General features: G+C 37.1%; 8 protein-coding genes. All 8 read right to left on the reverse strand.

Features of this window, described 5'->3' with window-relative positions; genetic code table 11:
• Positions 1–4 precede the first annotated feature (4 nt).
• Entirely contained in the window at positions 5–646 is a 642-nt protein-coding gene (locus tag ACOH2D_RS06475) for a TetR/AcrR family transcriptional regulator (protein ID WP_449534738.1), read from the reverse strand.
• Between the two features lie 724 nt (positions 647–1,370).
• Positions 1,371–3,131 (reverse strand): CotH kinase family protein, encoded by a 1,761-nt coding sequence (locus ACOH2D_RS06480; RefSeq protein ID WP_449534739.1) that lies wholly within the window; start codon positions 3,129–3,131, stop codon positions 1,371–1,373.
• Between the two features lie 640 nt (positions 3,132–3,771).
• Positions 3,772–6,237, reverse strand: coding sequence for a hypothetical protein (locus ACOH2D_RS06485; protein ID WP_449534740.1), 2,466 nt, complete (start codon positions 6,235–6,237; stop codon positions 3,772–3,774).
• Positions 6,238–6,247: 10 nt separating this feature from the next.
• Complete coding sequence (locus ACOH2D_RS06490; protein WP_449534741.1) at positions 6,248–7,990, reverse strand: hypothetical protein; 1,743 nt, start codon at positions 7,988–7,990, stop codon at positions 6,248–6,250.
• Positions 7,983–9,296, reverse strand: coding sequence for an MFS transporter (locus tag ACOH2D_RS06495; RefSeq protein WP_449534742.1), 1,314 nt, complete (start codon positions 9,294–9,296; stop codon positions 7,983–7,985). The genes ACOH2D_RS06490 and ACOH2D_RS06495 overlap by 8 nt, the downstream gene beginning before the upstream one ends.
• Before the next feature lie 2 nt (positions 9,297–9,298).
• Positions 9,299–10,348 (reverse strand): glycoside hydrolase family 130 protein, encoded by a 1,050-nt coding sequence (locus ACOH2D_RS06500; RefSeq protein ID WP_449534743.1) that lies wholly within the window; start codon positions 10,346–10,348, stop codon positions 9,299–9,301.
• Positions 10,349–10,459: 111 nt separating this feature from the next.
• Entirely contained in the window at positions 10,460–11,947 is a 1,488-nt protein-coding gene (locus ACOH2D_RS06505) for a RagB/SusD family nutrient uptake outer membrane protein (protein ID WP_449534744.1), read from the reverse strand.
• Between the two features lie 18 nt (positions 11,948–11,965).
• Complete coding sequence (locus tag ACOH2D_RS06510) at positions 11,966–14,983, reverse strand: SusC/RagA family TonB-linked outer membrane protein (protein WP_449534745.1); 3,018 nt, start codon at positions 14,981–14,983, stop codon at positions 11,966–11,968.
• Between the last annotated feature and the right edge of the window lie 40 nt (positions 14,984–15,023).

The raw sequence follows: 15,023 nt of genomic DNA on the forward strand, positions 1-15,023 counted from the left end.
GTTTCTACGGATTTGGACAGATAAAATTGAAATAGCTTCTAAATACCTTTTCGTATTTTTCAGTCAGCATCGCCGCAACATCTTTTTTAACAGTTGAATGATGGACGGCGACCCCCTCAATCATGCCAACAATTTGATAACTTAAGGTTTCAGGATCTAGATCCTTTTTAACTTCGTTGTTTTGAATGCCTTCAGAAACTATATTTTGTATGAAATTTTTATAGGCTATTGAAGTTTCGCGGAACTGTTTCCTGATTTCAGGAAAATTTTCACATTCCAATTGAAATTGAAACAATCTTTGAATTGGATATTTTATCCCGTTCTTTCCCATGGATTCCACCATCGCAAACAAACCTACCCCTAGCATATATGCTTTTTCGATACGTTGTTTGAAATTAAGACCTTCAAAGTCGGATTCCTTTATACTTAATTCTTTAAAAAAATACTCATCCAAAACGGCCACCAAGATGCCCTCTTTACTCTCAAAATGATGATAGATACCTCCTTTTGACAGGTTGCTCGCTTCCATAATATCCTTAATGGAAACGGACTGATATCCCTTTTTCAGAAAGAGTTTATAAGCTGTTTTTAAAATCAGTTCCTTATTAGGGATTTTAGGTTCACCCTCTTCTTTTTGCAATGCCATATCCGTAAATAAATTCAGAATAATTTAGATCAATATTCAAAAACCGACCCGTCGGTTTGTAAATATATAAAAAAAATCATAACATCCTACTAATGTGTAAAATAGAGATTAAAAAATTTCTAAATAAAATTGACAAGTCTTATTCTGAAAAAAAATACTGAAGAAATTCTAGCGTGGCACTACTAAAGTTTATGAATTCCTACTCATTAGTTTATAGAATCTCCACATAAAAGAGTTGGATTTAGATTGAACATTCCTTTCAGTGAAGAAGGCAAGTTATGTATTACCCTACACTAGATGCGCAGTAAAAAAAGGCCGAAAAACAAAAAACCTTGAAACCAAATGGCTATCAAGGTTTATTTAAATTTAAAGAAAATTAATATTCTGAATCACTATTGTCCGGAAAAGAATTAAGACACTTCGACAAGCTCAGTAACCGCCGCTCCGCTGATAGAACCAAGAACAAAGACTAAACACGTAATTAATTGAAAACATGGGCGGTGAAATTCATAAATAGAATGGATTATGATGTTTTACCAATAGTTTTCAAAAACCGAGAAATGAAGAAGGTAGAGGATCAAAAACGTTGAAAGACCTTTGTTGATTACGATTCTTACAAGATCAATACAACTTTAATCGGACAACAATGATTCTGAATTTTGAGTTTTCTTAATTAGATACCAATTGGTGGTAACACCAACAAAGACTAAATTTTAAAATTTCATCAAAGTCCTGCAATATATCCATCCATGAAATTGGCTCTGTTTTTAACCCAATTTTTAAGTTCCATAACATCTGCTTCAAAGTTAACACTTCCAATGTCCCATCTTTCACGATCCCTGATTTGAGAGTTTTTAATTAATCTGGCATAGTCATCTATATAGCTTATCAGTTCCGCGAGATGCCTTGATTTAAAATCTGCCCACTTTTTCATTAATAACTGCTTTGTAGAAGGATCAGTTAATAGTCTTTTGAAAAAGATAGTCCCAGCACTATTATCATTCCCAAACAAAGGTCCGTTTGGACTCATAAAATGTTTTTCTTTTCCATCAAATGAAAAAGCCCAATCAAAATCCCAAATCGGCCCTAAAGTATATTTCCCTCCTTTTTCTTTATGTAGAAATGTGCTTTTTGGATGACCAATTTCTCTATTGGCAGTAAGCATATAAACAATCAAGTAATCTACAAAAGCCTCTTGATCAAACGCATCCAAGTAGCCTGTGTTTGGAAAACTCGATGAAAACACTCTGTTTTCAAACTCTTCAAATTCAGACTTTATTTGAAAAAATTCGTTCTCAGCGTCCACCGAACTATAATCTTTAAGCTTGGGATATTTTATTTGCACAGGCAAATTGTAAGCAGCAGATTTAAATTTCCAGTCCTCATCAAAATAAGTATCCATTTCTAATAACTGCCCATCTTTTTTAACATTTACCCTATTTCCATCTACCTCAATCTGCTCCGTGAGCATGTAATTACCAAGAAACTCTCCATTAATTGTTAACTCTACTGGAATGATATGATTTGTATATTTCATTCCAAGCTGTCTTCCAATCTTCATACCTACAGCATTAAGCATCAATGTTTCGTCAAAGTGATTGGCCAAAAGCACCCAGTTTTTAGCTTCCTTCAATCCTAGGATAGAAGCCTTTTTATTTAATTTTATACGGTATGGTTTTTTTGGACGACCCCATGTACTATTTCCTCTTCCTCTAATCTCTGTAGTGGCCTCAAAATCCTCATAAATTCCTGCACCATCAATTGTAAGTTTTGCCTGCAAATAATTATCTTTAGACACTATAGGCATTGAGCCCTCAGTTTCAATGATGAACTGTGGAAAGGTAGCTTGCCACTCCACTACAACCACAAAGTCTTTTATAATTCCCTCATCATAGCTCAATGAATAAGTGATGGGCTGGGAAAAGTCATTCTCTGTAACTGAACTTATTTGAAGTTTATTATCAACTTCAATATTTTTGGCATTGGTTTCAAAGGAAGCTATAAGTTTTCTAATTTCAGTCCTCATTTTAACATGAAGCGTATCTCCTGATAGACTCACCTCATAATCGCTACTTAACCCTTCATTTTCTTCCATTTTGAAAGAAAAAGTCGTGAATTGCAAATACTCTACAACGAGTTGGTAAGAAATAATGGTTCCATCTTCAGCCTTTATTTCATAATAATGCTCTTGGTTATAATCATTTTCGGTAATTCCAGATAATTGCTCAACTCCATTAAGATAAACCCTTTCCCCAAGAAACTCAAAGCTTGCCACTAGGCTGGTCAATTCTACGTGTTCAGGAAGAAATAGCCGTATGGTAGATCCTTCAATAACTCCATTTATATCGTTTTGTAGATAATCTGGATTGTTTGCACTTTCAAAAATGAAACTTAATAACTCTTTTTCGTGGTTTTTAATATCTTCTTTGATACAAGAAGTGAAAACTGAAAAAATCAAAAACAAACTAAAAATACCTTTGCGCATCCTACTAAAATTTCAATTTAAAAGTTCAACAATGCACGAATCTAACGTAAACATTGCAAATTAAAAAAATGAACTCTAGGCATTTCAACTATCCTTTCATTAATCGACATCTTCATAACTAGTTTTTTCTCAAACAAATAGGCACTAATCCATCAATAATAATGATTTTACTTATTTTACTTAAGGTAATTTTAAAAATCCTGCGCGTCATTTGAATAAAACACATTACACCCTTCCTCAGTATTTAGATCGCTATTTTTATTGATTCTATTTACTAAATCTTGTTTGACTACAAATAGATGTCATATATGACATGAACTTCGACAACATTTTAACAGCTAAACATTTTTTCAGGAGTTAATTGATCACTTGGAATGAAGATTTTCATAAAAATAATGGTGAAATGCATTTTAAGACATGTGTTAATTGCACGTTATATGATTATAAACATTAACCACCAACCGTTATTTCACTCCAGAAATAAGCTAACTAAGTAAGAATAAGAAACTGTACGAGCATTTTTAGTCGGAGAGTGAAAAACAGTTCATTTTGAATACCATAATCGTGAATTACAAGTTTATGAATCTTAAGGCAATTTAAGAAATTCAAGAAGGTGGCAATGAATCGGCACTATTTGATATTATCTCTTAAAATCAGGATCCATATCAGGTGTCCGAAGTCCCGCAACCTCATTGGCCATAAGTATAAACACATTCCAGCATAAGCCTCTAGTTGATGGCCACCAAGAATCGGTTGAGGTCCATTTGGTTGGAATAAACTCCTTGCTGTAGGGCCATTTTGGATTGAGGTTGATCTCGGCCCATACCCTATTTTCCATGAGTGGTTTTGCTTTTGCCCAGCCGTGCTTTAACCCAACGACATAGGCACAATATTCTGGCCGCAACCAACTGCCGCCGTTATAATAATAACCATCTCTGGCATGATCTTTATAGTTTTCTTCTCCAAACTCACGAAATGGCTGGTAATCTGCCGTGAGATAGGAATAGCCCTTTTCACTGTCATCCAATCGCACACAAACGGGCGCTGTGGTGCCATACTCGGGATGTGGTGAATTTGTCACTTTATTTAATATCGGCATCTGCTCTAAATGATTGATGACCATCTCGTCCGTTAACATAGGCTCTTTAAACAACCATAAGGAGAAAAATTCAGGTTCCAAATCGGTCATGGTTATCACATCCGGGAAATCCCGATCAAATAATAAATGTTTTCTTTTGACATCATAAAAATCAAGATAACCTGCCACCGCTTTTTGGATATAGGCATCGGATATATCATATCCCAATTCCTTAATGGTTTTTAGGGCAATGGCAAAAATGCCTTGATTGACCGCCAATTTATCTGTTTTGGGTTCGTATTTATTAATATCAATCTGACTTAAAGTGAAATGTGACTCAGCGATGCCATCTCTGTTTTCGTCAAATTCGTTTAAAACATAATTTACGGCTTTATCTATCTTTTCTTTAGGCAAGGTCACACCAAAACGCCGTTTGTTGAGCATGGCCCAGATTAAAAATTGAATGGTTGCTTCGTTGTCCTTTGCTTCGATAGTTCCCATATACGGTGTAATAATTGTAGCCACCGCGCCTTTAGAATTTTGAGTGTTCGCCCATTGATTCCAAACACTCACGTTTAATTCTTCATTATAACTGGATACTATTGAGAAAAAAGAATCCCGATTATACATGTCAGGCGCATAATTCATATTGGGAACATTCGACGGATTAAAATCATCAATAGAGGTAATCCATGTCAACATATTGGAATTTGCATATAACATTTTTTCAATTAAAGAGCCTTTAAACCCTTTTCCTTCGGCAAGTCGCGATTGTGACGAAACCACAAAATCATGATGATTGGTCCAAGGCTCCACAAACACATAACTTGTTTTGGTACTTATTTCGCCCATTTTCATCCTATTATAGGGTTCTTTTTGCGGGATTTTTTCTACTATTTGTAAATCTTTAATTTGGACGTTAACCTCTTTTTCGGACTGGGTACCGATAAACATCGAGACACTATCATTTTCGATATAAGGCACTAAGATGCTTCCTTTAAATAGTGTGTATTCATTTTCTTTGATCGGAAATTGGTCAATATATTTAATGCCGTGCTCTAATTCGACCGTTTTTTTTCCGTTTTTTATTCTGAATAGTTTTAGTGCGATTGGGGAGTTTCCTTTTGATAGGAAAGAAACCGTATAGATTTTTTGATCTTTAAAAGGCACGATGACTTCAAAACCAGACCGTCCTGCCGACTTACCCTTGAGCGTTATGACATCGGTTTTATTGGTTTTAATCGCAGCGCTTCCAACTTTATCGAGTTTCCCAACAATTTTTAATTTCACTTCTTTGCCAGCATCCAAATTGCACATTTCTCCAAACCGCTGTTGGATATAATGATTGCCATGTGAGCGTTCATCTAAGGTTGCCACAGACAGCAATTCAGTATCGGGTAATTTTCGCATACCAACAAATCCACCACCATGGCCATTAAACCGTCGGCGTGTGGACCGTGTATAGTGATTTTTATAACCAGCATCCATTAAAATCCCCACCAATTGGTTATCGGGCGTAACAAATCCCGCGGAAGGAAACATTTCATGCGCAAATCCGCCAGGAAAATCATCATACTCAAAAGTGACATATTGAGAAGGTGTTTCTGCAGGTTTAAAATTTTCCTCCAAAATATAATAAAGCAAAGGCATGCCAGACTGAAATAAATCAATGCTCTTTTTTACAATATTTGAATTGATGATTTCATAAGTCACCATAATTAATACATCCAAATCAAAATCGGATAAGTACGTCGCTCTTGTGAGTTTTATAAGCGAATCGTTACCTGTCCATTCTGAACCTTTCCAATTATTAAGTTCAGTGGTTTCACTTAAATCCAAATTGGCCACTTTAAGCTTAAATTCTTCGGTATTTTGAAGCAACAATTGCTCACCATTATAAATAGCGACATTAAAACCTTCCTTCGCATTTCCAACCACTTTAAGATTGATATTTTGACCATATGCAATAGTTGTTGCAAAGCAAAATAGCAAAAACAGGATCCTCATTTTATGATATAATTGAGTCATTTTTTAATGGTTAATTATTAGCGGTATATTTATAATCAATGACAACATCGTTCGCATACAATTTGCCATTCTTTTCGGATATAACAGCGTCTTTTGGAACCAGTACTAATAATGCAGAATGCTCTTTAGGGATGACGAAATTGAAATTCCCTTTTGCATTTTCATTTATAAATGCTCTTTGTATCGCATCATAGATTTTCATCGGTTTTTCGCCTAGATTGATAAAAACTTCTTTTGCCACGTCATTGGGATTATAATATAAAAAGGATGGAAAAGCATCTTTTCTGAAAAAATCAGTCGCCAGCAAATCGAGTTGCAATATGTTTTCAACATTGGTTTTTGAAATTATAGAACCCGCAATACCAACATGGCCACTGCCATAAACACTAAACTGAGAGACCTCCGGATTACCCTTTACCCAATGTGGACCATCACCAAGGGCGATGGGTGCCTTAATATGCAAATAGTCATCAAAATGCGCTTTTTTAATCAGTCCTTCATAAGCGATCACGCCTTTAGTATGTTGTTTGAGTTCTGGAATGGATTGATGCGCATCTGGCATTTCATAAGGATAGAAAAACTTCATCGCATTGCTGGCATTCAACATCCATTTGCCAATCACATTGGCATAGCGCTGATCGTATCTCACCATCGGGACTAACGGCAACATGGTGTCATACGTATTCATCAAAAAGCCAAAGCCGCCATGATCCACGGTGCTTCCTATGATTCCCGAAACATCATAACCATTCCAATTACCAAGCAACACGCCCCATCCTTCTCTACAAACCGAGGTGCCGTTAAATGTCCATTCAAGAATTTTAGAATAGTCGTAATTGGTGCCTTCTTCGGCATTTAAACGCGCCGCGACATAAGCTCCAAAAGGCATTAAAACTTCATAAAATCGATTGTCATTTTGTGCCAATAGCGCTTCCAACGACGATTTTGCGCCTTTGAGATATTTCGGATCCTCAAATTTCTGATACGCTGAGTACAATACATAAGCATGACCAGCAGCGGCATCTTCCTGTTTGCAAATCCAGTTATCTTTTGGTTCTAAAGTGGCGTAGTCAAAAAAAGAATGTGCATAGTTTCCTGCTAAAACAGAATCAGCTTTTTGAAACTTGTCGGCCACTGAACGCATGATGTCTGAATAATCCTTTTCTTCTGGATAAAAATTTGCAACGCCATAAAACAACACATTGGGATACACATCATACCACCAATCTCTACCATAACCGCCACCGAGTAAGGCCACTTCAGGACAGGTATTATTCATGACAATATCCCATCCCGTATCTGAATTAAAATAATTTTTCAACATGGAAACATAATTTTTCCCTTTTTGGTTGGATTTATTAATGCCCACTAAAGTCGCTCCCAATACAGAACCAACCGTAGCTAAGGATTCATGAAAAATACCATCGTTATGTTTTGGTCCTTGTCTTAAATCGCCCATGGCCGTATAAATGCCGAAGGTTTCTTGATCAAAATTTTTACGCGTATCATCTTTCCAAATTAATGGCCAATACTCTCCGGTTTGAGAAGCATCATAAACCAAGGAATCAAATCCTTTTGCTAAATTTTTAAAATCAATTATTTTAAATGGCTCTGGAAAATTAGGCATGGAGTCAATACGCCCCAATTGAAGTTGGTGTATCGGGTTTTCTACAATAAATTTAGACGGATGCGTTTTACACCCATAACAGACCAAACCTATATATAGAAGGAGTATGTAATTTGTTTTACGCATTTGTAAATGAGTTTAAATTTTTAGTGGCTAAAGTGTCCTCTTCTAACTGTTCTTTTTCTAACAGTTCATTTTCTAAAGTTGCCTGTTGTTTTAAAAGTTGCTTTGCAATCACAATAGAAAGCAATTGCAGTGACCCTATAATCAATAGGGCATATCGTAAAGCGATATCTGTATTCACAAAAAATGCAAGAACTAAAAACGTGCTGGCACCGATAAAACGCCCAACAAACAATCCAAATTCATGATTCAAAATATAGGAAAATTCATTTCTATTTTCGAGTGATGACAGCACATCGATGACTTTTAACTGAATTGGGAAATAAGCAATATCCAAAACCGGTCGGGCGATCAATAACAAAAACATAAATAGAATGACGCCAAATTCATTGAACAATAATCCGTTAAAAAAAGAAGCCAAAAAGAAACAGGTCAATCCAAAACTGAAAATGATTAATCGGTGTTTAGGCTTCGAATACTTACCCAAAAGCAGCATAATTACAGCCGCGATCAAAGCACCTATAGAAATCGCAGAACCTAATGCCCCTTCTGAATGAAAGAATTTCATCATGAGCATGGCCGGCGCTGTGACTATAAAACCTTGCGCCAATCCTTTTAATATGGAGAGCTGAATCATCTTCCTCCAGAGTTTGTGAAATTTAAAGTAGAGAAATTTCTCGCTTTTAGGTTTTTCATATTTCCCAAAATGAAACACTATGGAGGCAATTATGGTAATAATAAAAACCACCGTGGTGATGACGCGATAACTCGAATTGACCGCTTCATTGGAGCCAACACCGCCGCTGCTGTGTCCTGTCATTAAATACCAACCAATAATCACGGGCACTGTTGAGGCGATAATGGTATAAATAAAGGTTTCCAGCCCGTAATAAAAATTTCGGACGCGGTCTTTTGTTGTGGATAAAACGAGATAATCCCGATTGGCCCAATACAATCCAAAGGACATGCCCATAATTAAGCCGGCCACCATTAATCCGAAATAATCGATTTGATCCAAGGACATCATAAAAACCATGGAAACGCCACTAAGCAACATTCCTAAGGAAAACAGGCTTTTGATATTCACTTTATTCAACAAATAGCCATTTAACAAAAATGTAATCGGAATGCCGACATAAATGGCCAATTGATACAAAATCACTTTAGAGGGATCGTTAGAATTTCGCATAATATACGAGGCCACAAAAATGTCGATGACCGGCATTACAAAAGCATAAATTGCATTGGTGATGATTAATATGATGGCGCTTCTTGAAAAATCCTTTAATCCTACTTTTGCTAAATCCATGATTAATGTTCTAGTGTTTTTAAAATCTCTTGAATTGAAAATGTTGCGATCGCGACAAATTCATCTGCTGCGCCGTAATACATTTTAATAGTATCGCCTTCCACAATATGACCATTTGTAAAAATGACCTCTCCAAAAAAACCTTTGCGTTCAAATTCTTCTTTTGGCTCCATAAGTGGTGAGCTCGAACGGGCAATAACTTTTGAAGGATCTTTTAAATCCAATAAAATGGCACCTAAACAATAGCGGTTCTTTTCGGTGGCGCCGTGGTAAATTTCCAACCAACCTTGATCTGTTTTTATTGGTGCTGCTCCTGCCCCAAGACGTTTGCTGTCAAATTTGCCTTCACGTGTTTTTGCAATGCATTTATGATTTCCCCAATGCACAGCATCGGGCGATTCAGCCAACCAAATATAATTCCCGCCTAATTCAGGACTGCTAGGCCGATGCAATGCATAATACTTGCCGTTTATCTTTTCTTCGAAAATGGCGCAATCCTTATTGTGCGGACTTAAGATCATGCCTTTCTTTTCAAAATTTTTCCAGTCTTTAGTTGTCCGAAGCCCCACGCCGACACCATTGGGCGATACCATTGTATAGGTTAAATAATAAGTGTCTTCAATTTCCGAAACTCTACAATCTTCAATGCCGTAAGATTCGTATGCGCCTTCTCCGAAGAGTGGCGGATAGTAAACATCTTCAGAAAACTTAATACCATCGTCGCTAAACAGGATTCGCAAATGGGAAATGGTGGTTAAATAATCAGTGACATCATATTTAATGACGCGCGCGTCAGATGCATTCAATTTTGGATCGTCAAGTTTAATGTCTAAAATTTCTACTTTACCCACAGCGTTATATATGGGTACTGACAAAAATCCGTCTTTTTGAACCGTTCTTTCAGCAACCCTAACCAAAAGTCCAATTTTTCCATTAAAGGTAAATGCTCCCGGATTCAGCAAGCATTCAATAATCATCTGTGCATTGCTCGGTCTTAAGTCTGAAGGGGATAATATTGGATTTTGCTTATATCTTTTAGCTATATCTGTCATAGTGGTTTTTGATTATTTAAAATAAAAAAGAGAAGTAGAGTCTCTGAGAAAAACTACTTCTCTAAGATTAAAAATGACTAACTCAAATAATGATTTTCAATCTTTATTAATTTAGTACCCTGGATTCTGAGTAATCGTACCGGCAGATTTGTCAACTTCACCTTGCGGAATTGGGTATAAATAATTTTTATCCTGAAAATTTTTACCAAGCCCTGTTAGAAACGATTTTGCAATGCCCCATCGTTTTAAATCATTGAATCTTTGCGATTCAAAACCTAATTCTACACGTCGTTCATGCATTAACCAATTTTTCACTTGAACTGGATCGGTTGAGTTTGGTCTTGCGGCTAAGGTTCCGGAAGGTATGGCAGAGCCATCTGCAGTTGGTGTTGTTCTGGCCCGTTCTCTCACTTGATTAATTATGGCAATGGCGTCGTTATAGGCGCCAGTTTCAATCAAAGCTTCTGCTTTCCAAAGTAAAACATCGGCATAACGGATATAAATTTTATTACTTGGCGAGTCATCATTACCTTTGTCATCACCCACAGTATTGCCCAATAACTTTGAAACATTCTCATTAGGCACATCCACCGTGTATAATAATCGTGGATCGTTTGGTTCAAAGGCATTTATAAAATCATCAGTAGGAGCCACAAACCCCCAACCTAATAAGGCGCATAAACCGTTTCCTTTTCTTGGATTCTGATCGGAAATATGATCATAGGCGAAAATCACCTCATCTTCATCAAACTCCCTATCCACAGCAAAACTGTCAAAATAGTTGGCATTTAAACTATAAAAACCAAGACCACTTAATTCGTCCACCAGAGCAATGACGTTGGGCCAATCTTTATTATATAACGCCGACTTAGCTTGCAAGGCTATAACCGCGCCTTTTGAAACGCGCCAAGGTTCACCAGGCGATGGATATTTAGAATTTGGCAACAATTCTTTTGCCAGTGCTAAATCTGTATTTATTTGTGTCCAAATTTCAGCTTCAGGAATGCGCACCGCAACTTCAAAAGCTTCGGCAAATGACTTTAGTGGCTTAGTTAAAAGAGGGACATCGCCAAAATTATTCACCAAATCGAAATAGTAAAACGCTCTTAAAAAATAGCATTCGCCCATCAATTGATCCTTACGTGCATCACTGATACCGACGGATTGGGTTACTTCTGTATTGGTCAAATAACTCAGGGCAAGATTGATCCTATTAATACCCTCATAATCATAAAGCCAAATCCCATTAAAAGCTCCATTTTCCGAAGTAAAACTGAACGCACTGAGCTCATCCATCCAAGCTTGATCTCCATCTGGATTCCATTTTTTATTCATGTCGCTTGATGCGATATCTTTTAAAATAAAATCGTTTCTCGTGACGGTTCCGTCATCCCACTGCCAATCACCCACAAGGTTTAAAGTACTTGACAGCAATTGATAAGACGAGCTTACCGATGATTCAAGCGTGGTTATAGTAGGAGTCGCATCCACTTGATCCATGGTCAACAAACCTATGGGATCCTTGGTGAGCTCATTATTACAGCCTGTAAATGTTAGAAGCACGGCGATTGCAATTAAATTTTTATATAGTGTTTTCATATCTCGTATTTTTAAATATTAAAACTTAACATTTATGCCCAACAAAATCGATGCTGATAGTGGATACGTCCCCTTATCGGTGGTATCTGTAGATTCTGGATCCAAACCTGTATACTTTGTAGCGGTAAATAAATTTAGACCAGACAGATAAACTCGCACATCTTGCAATCCTTGGATTGCATTTATGGTGTAGCCAATTTCCACGTTTTTGAGCCTAAAATAGGAAGCATCCTCAACATAAAGACTGGATTCCTTGCTACTTCCGTTATCTTCAAAGGTTACTCGTGGAATGGTATTACTGGTGCCTTCGCCATCCCAAGCGCCTAAAATATTAGTTGTATAATTAAATGGCCTCGTATCAAAATCGATTATTTTTTTAGCATCGTTGAATTTATCAACGCCTTCTACGCCCTGAAATAGACAAGAAAAATCAAAGCGTTTATAATTTGCCGACAAAGTAATGCCATAGGTAAGATCAGGAATAGCGTCTCCTGTAAAGGTTCGGTCATTCGAATCGATAATGCCATCCTTATTTAAATCGGCAAACTTAATATCACCAGGTTTTGCAGTTGGGTTAAAAGTGCCACTTAAATAGCTATTAATTTCCGCCTGATTTTGGTAAATACCAATCATTTTGTAGCCAAAAAATGAATTTAAGGATTGTCCCACCTGTTTGGTTTGTAAGCGTTCCACACTATTAATCAAGGTGGCGATGTTGGCATTTATTCCATATTTAAATTCTCTGCTTGAGTTTCTATAGTTCAAAGTCACCTCCAATCCTTTGTTGACGACTTCACCGGCGTTGACGATGGTAGGTGAAACGTCTCCAACAATACTTGGCAACCCTACTGGCAATAAAATATCGGTGGTTCTTTTTACGAAATAATCGGTAGATATTGATAATTTGTTCTCAAAAAACCCAAAGTCAATACCATAGTTGACCGATTCAGAAGTTTCCCATTTTAAATCTGAATTCCCATAACGGGTTACCACGACCTTGCCATCTATTTGACTTATTAAAGTTAAATAGGCATAGTTATCAATCTCTTGATTTCCTAATTTACCCCAGCCCGCTCTCAACTTTAAGTTGGATAACCAGGACACATCTTTTAAAAAGTTTTCATCAGAAATTTTCCAACCTGCGGATACTGAAGGAAAATATCCCCAACGGTGTTTTTCAGAAAAACGTGAAGACGCATCCGCTCGAAAGTTGGAAGTGATCATATATTTGGTATCATACACATAAGTTGCTGAACCAAAAAATGAGAACAATGCCCATTCGGAGGCACTACCACCATTCCACAAATCGACTTCAGTGCTGCCATAATCGATATATCTAAAGGTTTTATCAGTGATACCAAAACGCATCCTGCTTACCCCAATGGATGAATCATAATTATCAATAAATTCAGTACCGATCACTGCGCTAATGTCGTGCTTCTCATGAATCGTTTTTGCATAATTAAGCGTATTATTAAAGGTAACGGTGCGCGATTCGCCACGATCTTCATTTAAATTATTCGGACGGTTCTGTCTTCCCAATCCTTGATCTTTTTCATTGCCGCCACCATCGTCATCACCAAAATTCTCATTGAACACTTTATTGTGGAAAAAGGTCAAATCAAGACCGAGACTGGTTCTAAAAGTGAGTGACTTATCTTTTAAAAATGCATATTCAGCATATATATTTCCGAAGGTTCCATAACTCTTCCGCACATCATCTGTAAAATAGGCCAAGGCAATTGGGTTTTGAGACCATTCGTATTTATTGCTTTCCCAGCCACCAGTATTTCTGTTTTTATAAAAAGGCAAATCAGTAAAAGGATCCTTTACAGAATAGGTCGGGTCATTAGGATTTTTATAAACTCCAAGAACTGGCGGTCTTAATAAGGCATGCCTAATAATACCTGGCTCATCGCCTCTAGACGACAAAGCATCTTGTGTAGCATAGGTCAATTGCAGATTTGTTCCAATTTTTAAACGTTCGGTCAGATTCACATTAAGATTAGTCCTATAATTTAATCGTTTGTATTTATCATGATCAAATACGACAATACCATCTTGATCATAATAGCCTAAGGACATTAAAAATTGGATTTTATCACTGCCGCCGCTTGCCGTAAACTGAAAATTTTGTGAGTGTCCGGTTTCAAATAACTGATCAAGCCAATTGGTATCTGAAAAATCAGCACGGCCTTTATCCGCAGTATAAGGGTTTGTGCCCGTTCTACTGGAGTTATTCCAGGCCTTTTCAACCGTATTCATATACTGTTCGGCATTCAGCATTTTTGGAAGATTGGAAGCATAATGAATGCCCGCGTAATAGTTGACATCAAAAGTGACTTTACCAACTTGTCCGGTTTTAGTGGTAATTAATACCACACCGCCAGAAGCTCTCGATCCATAAATAGCCGCCGCCGACGCATCTTTCAAAATGGACATGCTTTTAATATCTGCCTGGTTTAAAAAACTAATATCCCGTGTAGGCACACCATCTACGACATATAAAGGATCATTATTGCCAATAGTGCCTTCACCTCTAATACGTACTTGAATAGGATCTCCAGGAGCGCCCGTACTCGCCGTTACCTGAACTCCGGCTACTTGGCCCTGTAACGCCTGTGTAACATTGACCACCCTTGTCTTTTCAAGATCAACCATGTCCACCACAGAAACCGCTCCTGTTAAAGTTGATTTTTTTCGAGAAGAATAGCCCACCAGAACCACCTCATCCAAGGTTTGCAAGTCTTGAGATAAAACAACGTTAATTTGGGTTTGACCATTAACAGCGATCTCTTTGGTCACATACCCTATGGTGCTAAAGATCAAAACCGCCTTTGGATCCAGGACAGTAATGGTATATTTCCCATCAAAGTCAGTGGCGGTACCATTAGTAGTTCCTTTTTCAACAACATTTACGCCAAGCAATGTACCGTTAACATCCAATACAACACCTTTAACAGTTTGTGCATATATAGCACTTCCGAAAAACAGGGCCACTACTATAGATATGCAATACGTAATTTGCTTTTTCATAATAAGAGTGAATTAAATCGGTTAATAATTTGAGTAGAAG

It is taken from the genome of Gelidibacter sp., assembly GCF_053579655.1.